Source organism: Corynebacterium pelargi, from assembly GCF_014635485.1.
Taxonomy (GTDB): domain Bacteria; phylum Actinomycetota; class Actinomycetes; order Mycobacteriales; family Mycobacteriaceae; genus Corynebacterium; species Corynebacterium pelargi.
On the sequence record NZ_BMCX01000001.1, the window covers coordinates 735,578 to 753,376 of the forward strand.

Below are 17,799 nucleotides of genomic sequence, written 5' to 3' on the forward strand. Positions count from 1 at the left end.
TATGGGTCGGGGGCAATGATATGTACGCACATACTAGACCAAGCGGTTCATTCATGCGGTGTTCCATGAATAAAAATGCCCCTCTAGGCTAAACCTCATGAACGACGAGTCCGTGTACCAATCCATCGGCGGCGAGGCAACCTTCCGAGACGTTGTCCACCGCTTCTACCAATCGGTGCGCAACGACGACATCATCGGCCCGATGTACCCCGAAGACGATTGGGAAGGCGCCGAAGACCGCCTCAGAATGTTCCTCGCCCAATACTGGGGCGGACCAAGCGACTACTCCCAACAGCGCGGCCACCCCCGACTCAGAATGCGCCACGCCCACTTCCGCATCGACGCCAAAGCCGCCCAACGCTGGCTTGAGCTCATGGACGAAGCCATCGACACTACCGACATCGCACCACCCCAGCGCGAAGCCCTACGCGAACACATGCAACGAGTCGCCTACATGCTGATCAACACCGCGGGCTAATGCTCATTGCCATCGGGATCCTCGCCGGCGCCATCGTGCCGATCCAAACCATTGCCAACACCCGGCTCAGCCGCACCACCGGCACAGCACTATCCGCTTCCCTGCTCAGCTTCAGCGTCGGCACCATCGCACTGCTCATCATCACCAGCATCACCGGCACGCTCCCCCAGCTCCACCAAGTCCTCGCACAACCACCATCAACACTCATCGGCGGGGCACTCGGCGTGATCGCGTTAAGCGGCAACATCATCCTCTACCCAAAACTCGGGGCCATTCAAACCGTGGTGCTGCCCATTTGCGGACAAATTATTGCCGGATTGCTCATCGACAGTTTCGGGCTTTTCGACGCCCCTATTATCCCTCCTAACTTTCTGCGAATCTTAGGAGCGGCCGTGGTGCTCATCGGAGTGATTGCGTGTGTCTGGCGCCCCAACACCACCAGCGCCAAACACCACCTGCCCCTGCAGCTTGCCGGCATCGGTTTTGGCATGTGCCTTGCTGCCCAGTCGGCGATTAATGGCCAGCTTGGGCGCAGTTTGGGTTCCGCGCTTTCTGCCGCCCTGGTGTCTTTTGTGGTGGGAACAGCCACGTTGACGCTTGTCAACTGTTACCCGCGCTGGCGCCCAAATCTGTGGATAACTCGGCCGCTGGGACCCTGGTGGATGTGGATCGGTGGAATTTGCGGCGCAAGTTTTGTTTCCGTCAATGCACTCCTGGCACCGCAAATCGGTACCGGTCTGACTGTCATGGCAGCGTTGGGCGGCATGATGGCAGCGAGTGTGGTCGTCGATTGGGTGCGGGGTGCCCGGGTGACGGGGATGCAGGTGTTGGGGTTGCTGCTTTTGGCTGCAGGCGTCTCCCTCCTAACTTTTGGCAAAAGTTAGGAGAGGGCGGCGGCGACGGTTTCGTTGAGCAGTTGGCCGTGGCGCGTCATCAACCCGCCTTTAAGCCCCGGGAAGCGCTCGAATGCTTGGTCCACGCCGCCGGCTGCGATGGCGCGAACGTAGGGCAGCGTGGCTGATGAAAGGGCGCGGGTGGAGGTATTGGCGACGGCGCCTGGCATGTTGGGCACGCAGTACATGAGGGAGTTGGCCACTTGGAAGGTGGGGGCTTCGTGGCTGGTTTTGCGGGAGGATTCGAAGCAGCCGCCTTGGTCGATGGCGACGTCGACGAGCACGCTGCCGTGTTTCATGTCGGCAACCAGGCTGTCGGGTACAAGTACGGGGGCTTTGGCGCCGGCGACGAGGACGGCGCCGATGACGAGGTCGGCGTCGAGAAGTTCTTGGCGGATGGAGGCGGGGTCGGAGACGATGGTGCGCACTTGGCCGTGGTAGAGGTCGTCGAAGTGCGCGAGGGTGCGCGCGTTGACGTCGAGGACGGTGACTTGGGCTCTGAGTCCGTGGGCCATGGCGACGGCGCTGGCGCCGACTTGGCCGCCGCCGATGACGACGACTTTTGCGGGGCTGGTGCCGGGCACGCCGGACAGGAGCACGCCGCGGCCTCCCTGGGGGCTGAGGAGGTGGTGAGCACCTTCGATGGTGGCGAGCCTTCCGGCTACTTGGCTCATGGGGGCCAGCAGCGGCAGTCCGCCTTGGGCGTCGGTGACGGTTTCATAGGCAACGGAGGTCGTGCCTGCGTTGAGTAGGGCCTCGGCAACCTCGGGGCATGCTGCGAGGTGGAGGTAGGTGAAAAGTGTTTGATCGCGGAGGTATTCAAACTCTTCTGGTTGGGGTTCTTTCACCTTGAGAACCAGGTCGGTATCCCATGCGTCGGCGACGTCGACAAGCTGTGCTCCGGCGGCTTGGAATTCTTCGTCGGACATGGCCGCGCCCCTGCCTGCGCCGCGTTGGACGAGGACTTCGTGGCCGTCGTTGACCAGTGCTTGCACGCCTAGGGGCTGCAAGGCGACGCGACCTTCGCGGTTCATGACTTCTTTGGGAATTCCGATACGCATGGTGTCTCCATTTCGTGTCCGCGTCCTGGATGCGACGCGCTGTGATCTAAAACACCATCATTGAATCATGTGAGCCAGCGAACTACAAGAGGGGCAGCCCCCGCGAGAAATAGGCACTCGCCACCACCGTATCCACGCGCAACCAGCGCCCGGCGGCACTCACACGCACCTGACGAGGCGCAGACACATCAGCAGGCGGGATCAGACCATAGACATCACACGCGAAAATCACACGCATCGGCACCTCGCGGCCCTCCACGGTCAGCACCGTTTGATCCAGCAGGCTCGGCGGCACCCCCAAAGGGCCACTATGGGCACGGGCTAAGGTGCGACCCTCCTCGGCCAATTGCGCCACCACCTCCCCCGGCACCTCGTCAAGGAAAGAAAAACCCTCGACAGGCGGCAAGGCTCCGGGCCATTGAGCTTCTCGACGAACCACGTGGCCCGAAAGAAGGTCACCAACACCCATCACGCCCTCCTCCAGGGCGCAATCTTGAGGCACATCGATAGCGAGGAGGGCCTCGAAGGGGGTGGTGATAAACGCCTGGGCCAGGCGGTGATCACGCTGGCGAACCCTCAGCAGCGCCTGGGCGTCGAGGCGCTGGGCGCGGTGAAGTAATGCCGAGAAATTTCCGCTTGGCACAGTTGGACGATGCTGACCTTCGAACATTCCTGCAATCTTAGGAGGAGTGTCCACGGGTGAGTACCTTCATCTCCTTTTCGGTGATCTGCCTTGGCTTGGAAGTAGGCAGATCAATCGCCACCTGCACGGTGTGTACGGTGGCGCAGACATGCCCTTCGCCGTCGTGCAGCGTTTGTCGCGTAGTAAACGAGGAGCGGCCGATATTGGTCACCACCGTCTCAACGCGCACTTTATCCGTCGAGGGCATCATCGGGCGCAGGTAATCAACTTCGATCTTTCGCACAAATACCGGCGGGATATCAAAGCCTTCCGCCCCAAATTCGTCCTGCGCCCAGCGCAGCCGCGCCTCTTGGGCAAGCTCAACATAGGCCGCGTTATTGACGTGCCCAAAGCGGTCGAAGTCACCCCAGCGCAAGGGAATCAAGCTTTCGTGAACGGTGGCGTAATCAGATGAAGACATACCTAGAACAAAGTCCTTGTCATATACGAGCAATAGCGGTCCACCAAGGTGAACTACACCACCTTAGCGCGAAAACTACTTTTTGCCACAAAAGCACATTGGAATGAGTGCGCACCCACATGGGAAGACACAGAACATCCCCTCCTGCGATACAGGAGGGGATGGTAGGGCATGCGCTTTCTAGCGGCTTAGCTTGCGGTGCGTCACGCGGCTCGGACGTGCAGCTTCTGCACCAAGGCGCTCAACCTTGTTCTTTTCATAATCTTCGAAGTTACCTTCGAACCAGAACCACTGCCCTTCTGCCACATTGCCTTCCCAGGCGAGGATGTGGGTACAAGTGCGGTCGAGGAACCAGCGATCGTGCGAAATCACCACAGCACAGCCGGGGAACTTCTGCAGCGCATTTTCCAGCGAACCGAGGGTTTCCACATCCAGGTCGTTGGTGGGCTCGTCAAGCAGAATCAAGTTGCCGCCCTGCTTCAAGGTCAGTGCCAGGTTCAGGCGGTTGCGCTCACCACCGGAGAGCACCTTCGAAGGCTTCTGCTGGTCTGGGCCTTTAAAGCCGAAGGCGGACAGGTATGCGCGAGAAGGCATCTCGTTTTGGCCGACGTGGATGAAGTCGAGCCCATCGGAGACAACCTCCCACACCGTCTTCTCGGGGTCGATATTCTCACGCCCCTGGTCCACATAGGACAGCTTGACGGTTTGGCCAACCTTCACCTCACCGGAATCAGGCTCTTCCAAGCCCACGATCGTCTTAAACAGCGTGGACTTACCCACACCATTCGGGCCGATCACACCGACAATGCCGTTGCGCGGCAGGGTGAAGCTGAGGTCTTTAATCAAGGTGCGGCCATCAAAGCCCTTGGTCAGATTCTTTACCTCCACAACCTGGTTACCCAGGCGCGGCGGGGTCGGGATCTGGATTTCTTCAAAGTCGAGCTTCTTGTACTGCTCGGCTTCGGCGGCCATCTCCTCATAGCGAGCCAGACGTGCCTTGTTCTTTGCCTGGCGCGCCTTGGCACCGGAACGAACCCATGCGAGCTCATCTTTCAGGCGCTTCTGAAGCTTTTGGTCCTTCTTGCCAGCAACCTCGAGACGCTCGGCCTTCTTTTCCAGGTAGGTGGAGTAATTGCCCTCATAGGGGTACAACTTGCCGCGGTCTACCTCGCAGATCCAGCCTGCGACGTGATCGAGGAAGTAACGGTCGTGGGTCACGGCGAGCACCGCACCCTTGTAATCGGCCAGGTGCTTTTCTAGCCACAGCACGCTTTCAGCGTCGAGGTGGTTGGTGGGCTCGTCCAGCAGGAGCAGATCCGGCTCGGAAAGCAGCAGCTTGGCCAAGGCCACGCGACGGCGCTCACCACCGGAAAGGTGGGTGACGGGCTCATCAGATGGCGGGCAGCGAAGCGCTTCCATTGCCTGCTCGATCTTGGAATCCACCTCCCATGCATCCGCATGGTCGAGGTCTTCTTGGAGCTTGCCAAATTCCTCCATCAATTCATCGGAGTAATCGGTGGCCATTTGCTCCGCGATTTGCTCGTAGCGCTGCTTCTTTTCGAAAATTTCGCCGAGGCCTTCCTCAACGTTTTCGCGCACCGTCTTTTCCTCATTCAACGGCGGTTCCTGCAGCAAGATGCCCACGGTGGCGCCGGGGTCGAGGAATGCTTCGCCATTGGAGGGCTGGTCGAGGCCGGCCATGATCTTCAGAATCGAAGACTTACCAGCACCGTTAGGACCAACCACACCGATTTTGGCACCGGGATAAAAGGCCATGGTGACGTTGTCCAAAATCACCTTGTCACCGATGGCTTTGCGCACATTTTTCATCGTGTAGATGAATTCGCCCATGTGTTGTTTCGCCCCTTAGATCTTTGTTGAAATTTTCTACCGACCTCACAGGCTACCGCATGGAAGAAGCAATGCTGAGCGGGCAAAGCAAAACGACGTGCAAAGCAAACCCTTGCACGTCGAAAAGCTCCCTAAAATGGTGCCGCAGCCAATTCCTGCTTCCGGCTCGACTCGATAACTCGATCGGGCTCAACTTCATCGGCAAAGCTGAGATCCTTATCCGGCACATGCTCCTGGGCATCGGTGCGCTTCGAGCCCACGAGATAGCGACTGAGCTCGAAAGCCACGTGGTTTGCGCGAAGCACAATCGCTGAACGACGCCCCTCGCCCTCACCCCAGCTCTGTGTGATCAAGTGGCCAAGACAGACCACCGGGTGGCCTTTGCGTAAGGAGCGCTTCACATTGAGCGCTAGCTCGCCCCAGCATTCAACGGTGATAAAGAGCTGATCGGCGTCGTGCCACTCCTCTTTGCCATTAACCTGGCGCAGACGACGCCTGCTGGCTGCCACGCGCATCGAGACTTTGTGGCCTGGACCGTCCGAGGAATTTTCAAAACGGACATAGGTCGGATCCTCGACAAGATTGCCGATGATGGTGGTTTGGGTGTGCATGAATGATTCCCCCTTCTACATGATGTACCCGAGATCGGCTGAGCCTCGGTAGCCACATCTTCACCCCCAGCGCCACGAACGCGCCAGGGGCAAGCACGCACACCGCACCAAGCTGTGCATAACTGCGCCTGCAACCCATTGCCCGCCGCGAAGTTATCCACAGTCAGAACAAATTACTCGGAATCCTTGTGCCTAAATTCCTGCTCGTGGTATTGGCTCACGGCATCGGTTTTGCCTTCATGCATATTGGCCAACATGGCGTTATAGGCATCGAGTTCGTCTTCGCCATCTTCTTGCACGTGCTGTTCATAGCTTTGCTCTTCACGACGATCCTCGCGCAGCCATTCCAGGAACAGGGCACCGAAGACCACCAGCAGCGGGAATGCTCCCGAAGCCCAGGCGATGCCACCGCCGACGTTTTGGTCTTGCATGAGGTCCATCTGCCACGGCAGGTTGAGGCTTTGGTAGAAATCTCCCGCCAGCACGGTGGAAAGCTGCATGAGGTACACGCCGAAGTAGAGGTGGAAGGGCATGGAGAAGACCAGCCACCCCAGGCGTGAAAGCACGGAGTTGCGCACCGGGCGGGGATCCGGGCTGATCATCTCCCAGTAGTAGAGATAGCCGGACAGCAAGAATAGCCAGTTCATGGAGAGGTGGCCTGCGTGTTCAGAGACCATCAGCTCATAGAGGGGGGTGATGTAGAGCAGGTAGAAGATGGTGATGAACTGGATGGTGTTGAACGCCGGGTGCATGAGCACGCGCATGGTCTTTGAATGGATGAATGCCTCAAGCCATTCGCGTGGCCCTGGTTCTTCTTCGCTTCCCGGGGTGAGCACTTCAAGGGCGAGCGTGATTGGTGCGCCAAGGACGAGGAAGACCGGGATCACCATGGACAGCACCATGTGGGTGACCATGTGCATGGAGAACATCGCCGGCATGTAGAGGCCAACGCCCGAGCTCATTGCTACCGCTAGGCCCAAAGAGCCAAGCAAGAACCAGAAGCTGCGCTGCCACTTCCACTGTTTATTTTGGGCTTTGAGCTTGAGCAGGCCATAGATATAGGCACCGGCCATGATCAGGCCCAGGGTGGAGAACATGATGTCGAAGCGCCACACCGTCCACACACCCCAGAACGTTGGGGGTTTGCTGAGGTTATAGCCCATCTCTAGGGCCATTGGGCTCAGGTCCACCACCCGCGGCGGTGGCGGCGGGGTGCGCCCTAAGGAGACGGCCACACCGGAAATAGCGGCCATCACCAGTACTTCCACGATGGCCACGCGGGTAAAGGCGCGCCCGCGGGTGTCTGCTTGGCGCAGCTTTGGCATGGTCATCTTGCGATGGATGAGGCCAAAGAGTGCCAGGACGATGGTCAGGAGTGCTTTGGCTACGATCAGGCGCCCATAGCCGGAGCTGAGGAGATCTTCAAAGCGAACGCGGATGGCCGCATTGACCACACCGGAGATGGCCATCACGATCACCGACCACAACGCCACGGCGGAATAGCGGCGAACCGCGGTGGGCAGCCCTGGGCCTAAGCGACGAGCATGAGCAATCAGCGCCATGAGCCCGCCGACCCACAGCAGCATGAAGATTAGGTGCCAGAGCAAGGAGTTGGTGCCGTAGTCGTGATCGCCACCGGCTGCGGAGTGTCCTTCGAGCCCGAGCGGGACGATGATCAGAATCGAACCGATGAACCAGAAAAACTGGGTGCGCCATGCCCTGCTCAACAGCGAGGCTATGCCGATGATAAAGGCGAAGATTGCCGACCACATCCACGCAAATGCCGCGGAGACGCGCTCAATGGCCATTGGCCACATATCGGGCTGTACGGCCTCGCTGAAGGGCTGGCCGGAGACGTCGGAAAGCACCAGGGGGATCATCAATAAGGAGATGAAGCCGAAGCACAAGGCCGCCACTGAGCCGGTGCGAGCAGCGAGTGCACCGTCCACAGAAAGCCGTGCTTTGAGCAGGTTGGGTGCAGGTTGCGGGGAGATGAGGAAGGTGGAGGCCAGAAATGATCCGGTGGCCAGTGCCGCCATGAGCCACCCCACGGCGCGGAAAAATGGCAGGCCGGCGGTAGTGAATGGACCGGGATCTGGGATGCCGAGGGCTGCCAGCGATTCCGACAAAAAGCCCCAGGAGATCATTGCGCCTACTGAACCGGCAACGAGGAAGAACAACAGGTACAGCGGCCACATTGACCGAACGTTGGAGGCTTGTTGCGCAGAAAGCATGCTCACTAGCCTAACCCTTGGGTGTTACAGTGCTGCGTTTGCTTGTCCCTTGGCGCTTGTGCACAGGTTTGCTTGCCTGAGTGAAGGGTCATGGCCGGGGGGGGGATGAAAGCCGAGGGGCATGGCCAAGGGGATGAAAGAACCCCCGTGCCTAGTGCCACGGGGGAAAGAGTGAAGTTGCGCCCCCAGCAGGATTCGAACCCGCGACCAATCGGGTAGAAGCCGACTGCTCTAATCCACTGAGCTATGGAGGCATTGCGCACAGCATCCTACCGCAGGCAATAAGGAGGCTTCAAAACCCCAGTTGCTCAGCAGTTGCTGGAATAGCGGGCGTGCTGTTTTCTGCCCCACTACCCCAGGGTTGCACGGTGATTGATTACACAAAAGCTGAGCTCACAAAGCTTAGGCTCGCCTAGTAGGCTCGGAAACATAAGCAAGTGTAGCCCAGCCTAAACAAGCTCAGGGTTTTCCACATGGCGCCGTGAAAGGCGCCAACTAAGGAGCACAGTCATGTTTGGAGCACTCGCCAAGACGTTGAGACGTCGCTCACGCGAAGCCCAACAACGTTGCACCAATGGCACCAACGACACCCTCCAGTGCCCAGAATGCCAGGGCGAAACGGAAACATTCACTCTCAACGCCGTCCCCTGCGGACGCACCTGCACCATCTCAAGCATTGCCCAGCACAAGCTTTCTTCCACTACCCAGAGACGATTGGCAGAACTCGGGTTACGCGCTGGCATGCACGTAACTGTTACCCAAAAGACGAGCGCCGGTGGCCGAGTGCTCAAGATCGGCACCACGCGCTACGCAGTCGACGGCGCTACCGCAGCCGAAATGCTTGTGCACGTGGCCTAAGCCCGCACACCGATGCAACTACTGCCCTACTGTTCACGAGGGATGATCAAGCATGTCCACCTCCACTTGCCATTGCGAAAGTCACGGATCGAATCCGGCACCTCAAGGCGCGCCGATTATTGCGCTCGTTGGTGCACCCAACGCGGGCAAATCAACCTTGTTTAATGGCCTTACCGGCGCGAAGGCGAAAATGGGCAACTGGCCGGGCACCACGGTGGAGGTCAGCCGCGGAGCCTGGCGCACCCAATCTGGCACCTACGATGTGATCGACTTCCCCGGCGCCTATTCCCTTGATCCGATCAGCCCGGATGAGGAACTCACCCGCGAATTGGTGGTGGAATGCGCCCCGGAGGATCGCCCAGACCTCGTGCTTGTGGCCGTTGATGCCACCGCCTTAAGCCGCAGCCTGTATATGGTGGCCCAGCTTGCAGAACAAGATCACCGCATCGTGGTGGTACTGACCAAGGCCGATGTTGCGGCACGCTATGGCAGCACCGTGGATACGGAAAAGCTCAGCGAAACGCTCGGCGTGCCGGTGCTTGCCGTTGATCCTCGACGCCGCTCAAACTTAGCGGCGGTGGAACAGGCCGTGGCCAAGCGCCTGACACAACCCAAACGCACCCTGCGTACCCCGGGAAGTGAGGATGCCTTCGAGCTTGCCGATGCCCGCTTTGCCTGGGTAGAAGACGCCGTAACCGCAGCCCTGGATGCCAAGGAGCAACAAAAGCGAAGCGCCACGGAAAAAATCGACGCCGTAGCCTTGCACCCACTGTTTGGCCCCTTACTCTTTTTGGCCTGCATGTGGCTGGTATTCCAGATCACCACGACGGTGGCTGCCCCCTTCCAGGATTCGCTCGAATCCTTCTTTAGCGGCCCGGTCAGCGATACCGCCCGCTCCTTCCTTGAGACCATTGGCTTATCGCACCCATTTTTCACCGGCCTGATTGTCGATGGCCTCATCGGTGGCGTGGGCATGGTGCTGACCTTCGCACCACTGATGGCGCTGATGTTTTTGATCCTCGCGGTCTTGGAAGATTCGGGCTACATGTCGCGCGCCGCGGTGGTCACCGACCGTTTGATGAAGGCCATCGGTCTACCCGGTAAAGCCTTTATCCCTTTGATTGTGGGCTTCGGCTGCAATGTGCCAGCCATTTCGGCCACGCGCGTGTTAGGCCAGCCCCGCCAGCGCTTGCTCACCGCCCTGCTGATTCCTTTTACTTCTTGTTCAGCGCGCCTGACCGTCTACGTGATGTTAGCCACCACCTTCTTCCCGGATCACGCAGGCAGCGTGGTGTTTGCCATGTACGTGATCTCCATTGCCCTGGTCATTTTGGTGGGCCTTGGCATGAAGCACACGCTGTGGCGGCGCATGGGCACCGAACCGTTGGTGATCGACCTGCCCGTGTATCAATTCCCCGGCCTGCGCTTGGCTTTGTCGGTGATGTGGGTACGCCTCAAAGGCTTCCTGCACACCGCCGGAGGCATCATCGTTGCCACGGTGGCAGTGGTCTTCCTCCTGCAATCCACCCCCGTGGTTGGCGGCTATGGCTTCGCCGATGATGATCTTCCACCCCAAGACAGCGTCTATGGGCGCGTCTCTGAGACCATCGCCCCGGTGTTTGAGCCCGCAGGCTTTGGATCCTGGTCCATTTCTGGCACCTTGCTCACGGGTTTTGTAGCCAAAGAGGCCGTGATTTCTTCGTGGGCACAGACCTATCAGCTTGACGACGTCACCGACGCCGATCCCAACGAACAAGCCTCCTCGCCTCTTGCTCAGGCAGTGCGTCAGGATTTCAAGGAAGCCTCAGGTGGTCACACCATCGCGGCTGTGTGGGCCTTTATGATCTTCCTGCTTTCCTACACACCGTGCGTTGCCACCCTTGCTGCGCAGAAACGAGAAATCGGCACCAAGTGGATGCTCTTTGGCATGGTCATCCAATTGACCTCCGCCTGGGTGCTGGCCGTTGCCACCTTCCACTTGCTCAAGGTGTGGTTCTAATGGGGCCGCTTTCGGCAGTAACGCAGGCGATGCGCGATGGTGCGCGCACAGTGCCAGAAATTCAACGCGCCACCGGATTATCCCGCAGCACCATTAGCGCCGCCCTTGGCCACCTCAGCGATACCGGATACCTGGCAAGTAGTCGCGATAGTTCCGCATGCACAAGCTGCGCGATGCACTGCACACATGAAAGCGCCACCTGCGGCAGGGGGTTGACCACGCTCACGCTCAAAGCCCCAGGGCCAAAGCACTAGGATGAAGGGCACTGTCACAACCGCTGATCAAGGAGCTTTCATGGCATTGCCCAAACCAAGCATCAACGCCTACGCCGTCATCACCGGCGCCAGCCAAGGCATCGGTTATGCCATGGCAAAAGATCTTGCGCGCATGGGCTACAACGTCATGCTCGTTGCCCGCAGAAAAGCAGTGCTCGAGGCCTTCGCTCAAGAGCTTCACGCCGCCCACGGCGTCGATGCGATCGCCTACCCCTGCGACTTGGCGGATCCCGAGGCGCGCCAGGGGCTCGTCGAAAAGCTAGAAAACACCGAAGTCAATATCCTGATCAATTCAGCAGGCATCGCAAGCTTCGGCCCCTTCAAGGATCAAGACTGGGACTACGAAACCACCCAGTTTGAACTCAACGCCACCGCCGTCTTCGAACTCACCCACGCGGTGCTGCCGCAGATGCTCAAGCGGAAAGAAGGCGCCATCTGCAACGTCGGCTCAGCCGCCGGCAACGTGCCCATCCCCAACAACGCCACCTACGTCTTTACCAAAGCAGGAGTCAATGCCTTTACCGAGGCGCTGCACTACGAACTCAAAGGCACCGGCGTGCACTGCACCCTGCTCGCCCCAGGGCCTGTGCGCGAAGCGGAAATCCCCGAAGCAGAACAATCAGTAGTAGACAAAGTCGTGCCAGACTTCCTCTGGACCACCTACGAATCCTGCTCGCGCGAAACGCTCGAAGCCATCGCCAAGAACAAACGACGCGTCGTGCCAGGGCCGCTGTCGAAGGCGATGAATGCCATTTCCCTGGTGGCGCCGACGGCGGTGCTTGCTCCGGTGATGGGCAAGTTCTACTCCAACCTCTCCTAACTTTGGTGGAAAGTTAGGATGGGGAGTATGTCTGAAACGCTTTCGCCCAAAGATAACCGCCTGGTGTGGATCGACCTGGAGATGACCGGCCTTGATCCTCAGCGCCACGTCATCGTGGAGGTGGCGGCTCTCGTCACCGATGCGGATCTGAATATTCTTGGGCCGGGTGTGGATCTGGTGGTGCATGCAAGCGAGGAAGAACTCGCGCAGATGGATGACTTTGTTACCCGCATGCATAACGATTCCGGGCTCACCGAGGAAATCAAAGCATCGTCGATCAGCATCTCCGAAGCAGAAGACGCAGTACTAAAGCTCATCGCCGAGTACTGCCCCGAGGATCAACCCGCTCCCCTTGCCGGTAATTCCATTGCGACGGATCGTTCCTTTATCCGCGAGCACATGCCTCGCCTTGATGCCGCCCTGCACTATCGCATGGTGGATGTTTCTTCGATTAAGGAACTGGCAAAGCGATGGGCGCCCAGGGTGTATCACCGCCAGCCGGAAAAGGGCATGGCACACCGCGCGTTGGCCGACATTGTGGAGTCTGTGCGCGAGTTAGATTATTACCGTCGCAGCCTGTTTCGTCTTGATGCCACAAGCGAGGAAGCAGCGCAGGCAGCCGAGGACAGTACCGCCTCTTACCAGCAGTTTTTGTAAAGTTCAGGCGATGGGTTAGTATTGCTATCGCTGCTTTTTACAGCAGCAATGGTGGCTGTAGTTCAGCTGGTAGAGCACCAGGTTGTGATCCTGGGTGTCGCGGGTTCGAGTCCCGTCAGCCACCCCTAAGATGAAGGGCTGAAAGTTTAACTTTCAGCCCTTCTTTTCTGCTCTCTGGGGGGGGGCGGCTGTTTGTTGGCGTTGCCAGTCGCAGCCAGTCCCTGCACCCCCCGATTCATGGTGCGTGCCTCTTAGAGGTGCTGTTTGGCAAAAGCACGAAGGGGTGGAACCTTAAAAATTGGTTCCACCCCTGATGCAGTGTTGGCTTCTTGCCGAGTGCAGGTGCGCTCTGGTGTTGGGCGCTGAGACTTAGGCCTTGTTTACTTAGGTCTTGGTGCTTAGCCTTGGTCGGCGTTGCCCTTCTTCCAGGTGTCCCAGTCGATGTTCCAGTCGCCAAGACCGTCAGCACCGTTGAGCACACCGCCGATGGTGTTTTTCACGGTGACGATATCGCCACGCTTGACGTAATCCTGGAACCACTTCGCGTACTCGGTGGTGACGTTGATGCAGCCGTGGGAGGTGTTTTGGCTACCCTGGGCCCACACAGACCACGGGGCTGCGTGCACATAGATGCCCGAATATGACATCTGCGTTGCGTAATTCACCGTGAGGCGATAGCCACCATTGGAATGGGCAAGGCCATAGGTTTCAGAGTCCATAATCATGGTCGGATTCTTATCACCAATGATGTACACGCCATTCGGAGTAGGCCACTGATCGGAGCCCATCGAAATCGGGATGGACTTCACCAGGTCGCCATTGTTGTAGACGTTCATCGTCTTGGTGTTGTCATCCGCGACGGCTTCCACGCGGTCGCCGATGGTGAACTCGGTGGAATTGTCGGCTTCGCCGTAGACTCCGCCACCTAAGTTCTTGCCGTAGAGTTTGGCGTCTACCTTGACCTTGGTGCCAGGCTCCCAGTAGTCCTCCGGGCGCCAGCGCATCTCATAGGGGCTCAGCCAGTACCAGGCACCCTCCACAGCCGGTTCGGTCGTGACCTCGACGGCGTCTTGGGCCGCCTTGCGGTCTTCAATGGCGTAGGGGAAACGCACAGCGATGGTTTGTCCTACGCCTACTTCGGAGCCCTCGATGGGAGAAAGGGCGCCATAGGCGGTGTATGCCGGTGCGAGGGTCGTAAATGAGGACTTGGTGGTCTCGCCGTTTTTGTCCTTTGCCTCAACGGTGTAGGTGCGCCCGTAGCCAAGAACCTCGTCGGTGCTCCAGCTTCGGTCATCACCGGACATCTTGCCTTTGACCTTCTTGCCCTCTTCGTTGGTCATGGTGACCTTTTCCAGGCCATCACCCTCCGATTTCACCTCAACGGGCTTGATGGGGCTGATGTCTTCAGCGTCGTCTTTCACACTCACCACAGGAGGATGTTGCTTTTCTACCTCCTGCTGTTGGTCTTGGGCCTCATCGTTGGTACCGATGGTGCACGATGCGAGCAGTAGAGCAGCTCCAACTGCACCTACCACCTTCAAAAATGCGGTTCGCCCTCCACGTGCATTTGGCAATTTCACAACTTCCACACAAGCCTTCACTATTCGCTGTCACTTCGCGCGGTATCGACCGCAGCGTTTCCTATCGTAAACCGGAGTACCGAAAACAACGCACTTACAACGCGAAGCGTTAGCACATTGTTATTTTCTCGAAGCATTTCACCGAAAATGCCTTGAGCTGCAGAAAAGCGATATCATTTCAGCCTTCTCGCAGGCTATAGATGCGCTGACACACCCGCTTTTGCTCAATGCTTTCTCAGGTTCCATAGCTTCATCTTGGCACCACACCCCCTAGCGCCCGACCCAAGGAGTCGAACACATGAGCGAGTTTTAGCGCGGTGCTTGTAGATACATCAACAGCAGCAAGTTAGGAGAAATTCCGAGCAGAAACTTTTAAGCCAAATTGACGCTCTCACCTGGCGATTTTACAAATAGCTCGCGGCGTTGTTATATTCTTCTTCGTTGCACAGCGCGGCCAACACGCCGAACTGTACAAGATGCGCCATTAGCTCAATTGGTAGAGCAACTGACTCTTAATCAGTGGGTTCGGGGTTCGAGTCCCTGATGGCGCACAGAAAACACCCGGTCACAGCGTTTTAACACGCGGTGGCCGGGTTCTTTTTTATCCCGAGCCATCTGAAACCCATCTGTTATTTCTCAAGAGCTTTGCATGCTCCCCTACCCAAGCTGGGGCACCGAAGACGAGAAAGCACCGATGCTTTCCGGCAAACACCTCAAGAAAACCGCTCCTCTACGGCCACAGAGCACGCAATGCCACGTAGGCTTAAAACTTCCAAAGTTGTGAAGAAAGTTAGGAGGGGCGATGCGCGCCCTAGTCGTAGTCGATGTCCAAAATGATTTCTGCCCCGGAGGCTCCCTCGCCACCGAGCGCGGCGCTGAGGTAGCAGCAGCCATCAATGACCACATCCTCGAGCATGCAGATCGCTATAGCGCGATTGTTGCGACGAAGGATTGGCACATTGATCCGGGTGATCACTTTTCCGACTCGCCGGATTTCAAGGATTCATGGCCGGTGCACTGCAAGGCAGAGACTGAGGGTGCAGCCTTCCACCCCAACCTGGATGCTGAGCATATCCAAGAGATTTTCTATAAGGGCCAGTACACCGCGGCCTATTCGGGCTTCGAGGGCGCGGCTGACAATGGCAGCAATCTAGCAAGCTGGTTGCGTGAGCATGACATCGACATCATCGACGTCGTCGGCATCGCCACCGACCACTGCGTCAAAGCGACCGTGCTCGATGCCCTTGAAGAAGGCTTTGAGGTCCGAGTGCTCACAGAGCTCTGTTCGCCGGTGAGTGAGGAAGCCGCCGAGCAGGCCTTCCAGGAGATGGTTGGCACCGGCGCGCAGCTTGCCTAATACCTGACAATGGGCAGCAAAAAACAGCACGGAGGCATCTAGCGATCTCCGTGCTGTAAAAGGCCTTGTTTAGCGCTCAGCGAGCAGGCGCTGAAGCTCCTTGAGGTCCTTGTTCTTCTTGCGGCCGCGCACAACACCGAGGATGACCAAGCCGGCCACGGCTGCGCCAATACCCAGGAGGGTCTTTTGCACCTGCGGATCCTTCAGCTTGGCGCTTGCCTGGTTCTTGGCGTCATCGACAAGGTTCGATGGCTTGGAACGGTCTGCAATCTCGTCCAGGGTGCTGGCGAGCTGACGGCGGGTGCGCTCGATGTCGCGCTGAATATCATCAATGTTGCGTGCCACTTGAGGGACTCCCTAGCAAAAGTTCGTTGTTTGAGATCTCCTTATACCTTAGTACTTCAAGAGCAAATTCCACGAAGCCGGTACATTTAAAGCCATGACTGAACAGATTCGCCTCCAAGTCGGCGACCCCGCACCTGCCTTCTCATTGCCCAACGACCAGGGCGAAACCACCAGCCTGGAAGATTTCCGTGGCCAAAAAGTCATCGTCTACTTCTACCCTCGCGCTAATACCCCAGGTTGCACAAAAGAGGCGTGCGACTTCCGCGACTCGCTGACTCAACTCAACGACCAAGACATTGCCGTCGTGGGAATCTCGCCCGACAAGGTTGAAAAACTCGCCAAGTTCCGCGAAGACCACGAGCTGACCTTCCCCTTGCTTTCCGACGAAGACAAGGACGTGATGAAGGCCTATGGCGCTTTTGGCGAGAAGAAGAATTACGGCAAGGTCGTCCAGGGCGTAATCCGCTCGACCTTCCTGATTCAAGAAGACGGCACCATTGCGCTTGCGCAGTACAACGTCAAAGCCACTGGCCACGTTGCGCGCCTAATCCGGGATCTCCCCTCCTCCTAACTTTTAGCCAAGGTGCATTGAGTATGAGCGAGATTTTGGTGCCTCGGAGGCGCCCGGCCCAGCAGCGCAGCCGGGAGTCTTTTGAAAGAATCCTCACCGCGGCACGTGCGGTGCTGGTGGAGCAAGGCTTTGAGTCTTTTACCTTTGATGAGGTTTCGAAACGCGCGGGCGTTCCCATCGGCACCATTTATCGCTTCTTCGCCAACAAATACGTTCTCATCTGCGAACTCGACCGCCAAGACACCGCCGGCGCCATCGCAGAGATGCAGCGCTTTGCTGAGCAAGTCCCCGGCGTGCAATGGCCCGTGGTCTTAGATGAGCTCATTGATCACCTGGCGCTGATGTGGCGCGCAGACCCTTCGCGCAGGGCCGTGTGGCATGCGGTGCAATCCACCCCCGCCACTCGCGCCACGGCTGCTGCCACCGAAGCCCCGCTGTTAGAACTGCTCGGCCAGGTCATTCGCCCCCTTGCCCCGCAGCGTAGCGACGCCGAGCGCGGCGATCTTGCGCGCATCTTGGTGCACACCATGACCTCGCTGTTGAATTTCGCGGTCATCGATGACGCTCGCTTTGACACAACGGTCCGCGAAATCAAGCGCATGATTCTCGCCTACCTCTTCGACGCAGCGCAGAATTAGCTCATCTCGAGCAAACACTGTGCAATCGCATAATCACCATCATGCGAAATGCTCAAGGCCACCTTGGCCTGCGAAAGATGCTCGGCTACGTGGCCGTGGAAGCGATACGCCACACGCCCAAAGGCATCCGGCACCACTTCAATATCCGCCCACACCGATGGTGCGTCTTCAAGCAGTGGCGGCTGGCCATAGCGTGATTGCCCCCAGGCTTTGATGCATGCCTCTTTCGCTGCCCAGCGGCCCGCGAGGTGCTGCGCCCTATCGGACTTTTGCCCCGCCACTCGAAGCTCTTGTGCGCTAAATACTGACTCAAATCGGCTTCCGGGCATGCTGAGCTGGCGGGCGAACTCAGGAACGTACACCAAATCTGTGCCAATGACCATGCCTGTAGTGTGGCACAGTCAGTTTTTCACCAAAAGGAAAGGCCCCACCCGGCGGTTGCCTCAAGGTGGGGCCAAAGCATCAAGG

General features: G+C 58.3%; 19 protein-coding genes and 3 tRNA genes. 12 read left to right on the plus strand and 10 right to left on the minus strand.

What is annotated here, in order from left to right; all coding sequences use genetic code 11:
* Positions 1-97: 97 nt before the first annotated feature.
* Complete coding sequence (locus tag IEU99_RS03310; RefSeq protein WP_128889344.1) at positions 98-478, plus strand: globin; 381 nt, start codon at positions 98-100, stop codon at positions 476-478.
* Positions 478-1,362 carry a DMT family transporter gene (locus IEU99_RS03315; RefSeq protein WP_128889343.1) on the plus strand — a complete coding sequence of 295 codons (885 nt, stop codon included), beginning with the start codon at positions 478-480 and terminating at the stop codon, positions 1,360-1,362. The genes IEU99_RS03310 and IEU99_RS03315 overlap by 1 nt, the downstream gene beginning before the upstream one ends.
* Here the strand turns inward: IEU99_RS03315 and ald are convergent.
* The 7 genes from ald to IEU99_RS03350 all read right to left on the minus strand — a co-directional run bounded on the left by ald (position 1,359) and on the right by IEU99_RS03350 (position 8,485).
* On the minus strand, positions 1,359-2,432 hold the full coding sequence (ald, locus tag IEU99_RS03320) for an alanine dehydrogenase (protein ID WP_128889342.1): 1,074 nt from the start codon (positions 2,430-2,432) through the stop codon (positions 1,359-1,361). The two genes, IEU99_RS03315 and ald, sit on opposite strands and share 4 nt — an antisense overlap.
* A gap of 82 nt (positions 2,433-2,514) precedes the next feature.
* Positions 2,515-3,129 (minus strand): DUF8185 domain-containing protein, encoded by a 615-nt coding sequence (locus tag IEU99_RS03325; protein ID WP_229718359.1) that lies wholly within the window; start codon positions 3,127-3,129, stop codon positions 2,515-2,517.
* Positions 3,113-3,535 carry an acyl-CoA thioesterase gene (locus tag IEU99_RS03330; RefSeq protein WP_128889341.1) on the minus strand — a complete coding sequence of 141 codons (423 nt, stop codon included), beginning with the start codon at positions 3,533-3,535 and terminating at the stop codon, positions 3,113-3,115. Before IEU99_RS03330 ends, IEU99_RS03325 begins: the two co-directional genes overlap by 17 nt.
* A 180-nt stretch (positions 3,536-3,715) precedes the next feature.
* The gene (ettA, locus tag IEU99_RS03335) at positions 3,716-5,386 is read right to left on the minus strand and encodes an energy-dependent translational throttle protein EttA (protein WP_128889340.1); all 1,671 of its coding nucleotides are present in this window, start codon (positions 5,384-5,386) and stop codon (positions 3,716-3,718) included.
* 131 nt (positions 5,387-5,517) lie between these two features.
* Entirely contained in the window at positions 5,518-5,997 is a 480-nt protein-coding gene (locus IEU99_RS03340) for a single-stranded DNA-binding protein (RefSeq protein WP_128889339.1), read from the minus strand.
* Positions 5,998-6,170: 173 nt separating this feature from the next.
* Positions 6,171-8,231, minus strand: a complete 2,061-nt coding sequence (locus IEU99_RS03345) for a bifunctional copper resistance protein CopD/cytochrome c oxidase assembly protein (RefSeq protein ID WP_128889338.1) — start codon at positions 8,229-8,231, stop codon at positions 6,171-6,173.
* A gap of 180 nt (positions 8,232-8,411) precedes the next feature.
* Positions 8,412-8,485, minus strand: a tRNA-Arg gene (locus tag IEU99_RS03350).
* Positions 8,486-8,741: 256 nt separating this feature from the next.
* On the opposite strand from IEU99_RS03350, the gene IEU99_RS03355 reads away from it, so the two are divergent.
* From IEU99_RS03355 to IEU99_RS03380, 6 genes are all read left to right on the plus strand, one after another.
* Complete coding sequence (locus IEU99_RS03355) at positions 8,742-9,089, plus strand: FeoA family protein (protein WP_128889337.1); 348 nt, start codon at positions 8,742-8,744, stop codon at positions 9,087-9,089.
* 52 nt (positions 9,090-9,141) lie between these two features.
* A complete protein-coding gene (feoB, locus tag IEU99_RS03360) occupies positions 9,142-11,088 on the plus strand; it encodes a ferrous iron transport protein B (RefSeq protein WP_128889336.1) in 1,947 nt (648 codons plus the stop codon).
* On the plus strand, positions 11,088-11,342 hold the full coding sequence (locus IEU99_RS03365; RefSeq protein WP_128889335.1) for a MarR family transcriptional regulator: 255 nt from the start codon (positions 11,088-11,090) through the stop codon (positions 11,340-11,342). Before feoB ends, IEU99_RS03365 begins: the two co-directional genes overlap by 1 nt.
* Positions 11,343-11,382: 40 nt before the next feature.
* A complete protein-coding gene (gene cmrA, locus IEU99_RS03370) occupies positions 11,383-12,183 on the plus strand; it encodes a mycolate reductase (protein WP_128889334.1) in 801 nt (266 codons plus the stop codon).
* A 27-nt stretch (positions 12,184-12,210) separates the two neighbouring features.
* Positions 12,211-12,840, plus strand: coding sequence for an oligoribonuclease (orn, locus tag IEU99_RS03375; protein WP_128889333.1), 630 nt, complete (start codon positions 12,211-12,213; stop codon positions 12,838-12,840).
* A gap of 51 nt (positions 12,841-12,891) precedes the next feature.
* Positions 12,892-12,964, plus strand: a tRNA-His gene (locus tag IEU99_RS03380).
* Between the two features lie 274 nt (positions 12,965-13,238).
* Here IEU99_RS03380 and IEU99_RS03385 read toward each other — a convergent pair.
* Entirely contained in the window at positions 13,239-14,420 is a 1,182-nt protein-coding gene (locus IEU99_RS03385) for a L,D-transpeptidase (RefSeq protein WP_188358277.1), read from the minus strand.
* A 478-nt stretch (positions 14,421-14,898) separates the two neighbouring features.
* On the opposite strand from IEU99_RS03385, the gene IEU99_RS03390 reads away from it, so the two are divergent.
* Positions 14,899-14,971, plus strand: a tRNA-Lys gene (locus IEU99_RS03390).
* 251 nt (positions 14,972-15,222) lie between these two features.
* Positions 15,223-15,777 (plus strand): nicotinamidase, encoded by a 555-nt coding sequence (locus IEU99_RS03395; RefSeq protein ID WP_128889331.1) that lies wholly within the window; start codon positions 15,223-15,225, stop codon positions 15,775-15,777.
* Positions 15,778-15,846: 69 nt separating this feature from the next.
* Here the strand turns inward: IEU99_RS03395 and IEU99_RS03400 are convergent, their stop codons facing one another.
* The gene (locus IEU99_RS03400) at positions 15,847-16,122 is read right to left on the minus strand and encodes a DUF3618 domain-containing protein (protein WP_123959645.1); all 276 of its coding nucleotides are present in this window, start codon (positions 16,120-16,122) and stop codon (positions 15,847-15,849) included.
* A 94-nt stretch (positions 16,123-16,216) separates the two neighbouring features.
* Here IEU99_RS03400 and bcp point away from each other — a divergent pair, with 94 nt between their 5' ends.
* Together bcp and IEU99_RS03410 are read left to right on the plus strand one after the other, a co-directional pair.
* Entirely contained in the window at positions 16,217-16,693 is a 477-nt protein-coding gene (bcp, locus tag IEU99_RS03405; protein WP_128889330.1) for a thioredoxin-dependent thiol peroxidase, read from the plus strand.
* A gap of 23 nt (positions 16,694-16,716) precedes the next feature.
* Positions 16,717-17,331 carry a TetR/AcrR family transcriptional regulator gene (locus tag IEU99_RS03410; RefSeq protein ID WP_128889329.1) on the plus strand — a complete coding sequence of 205 codons (615 nt, stop codon included), beginning with the start codon at positions 16,717-16,719 and terminating at the stop codon, positions 17,329-17,331.
* Here IEU99_RS03410 and acpS read toward each other — a convergent pair.
* Positions 17,328-17,714 (minus strand): holo-ACP synthase AcpS, encoded by a 387-nt coding sequence (acpS, locus tag IEU99_RS03415; protein WP_128889328.1) that lies wholly within the window; start codon positions 17,712-17,714, stop codon positions 17,328-17,330. The two genes, IEU99_RS03410 and acpS, sit on opposite strands and share 4 nt — an antisense overlap.
* Positions 17,715-17,799: the final 85 nt, after the last annotated feature.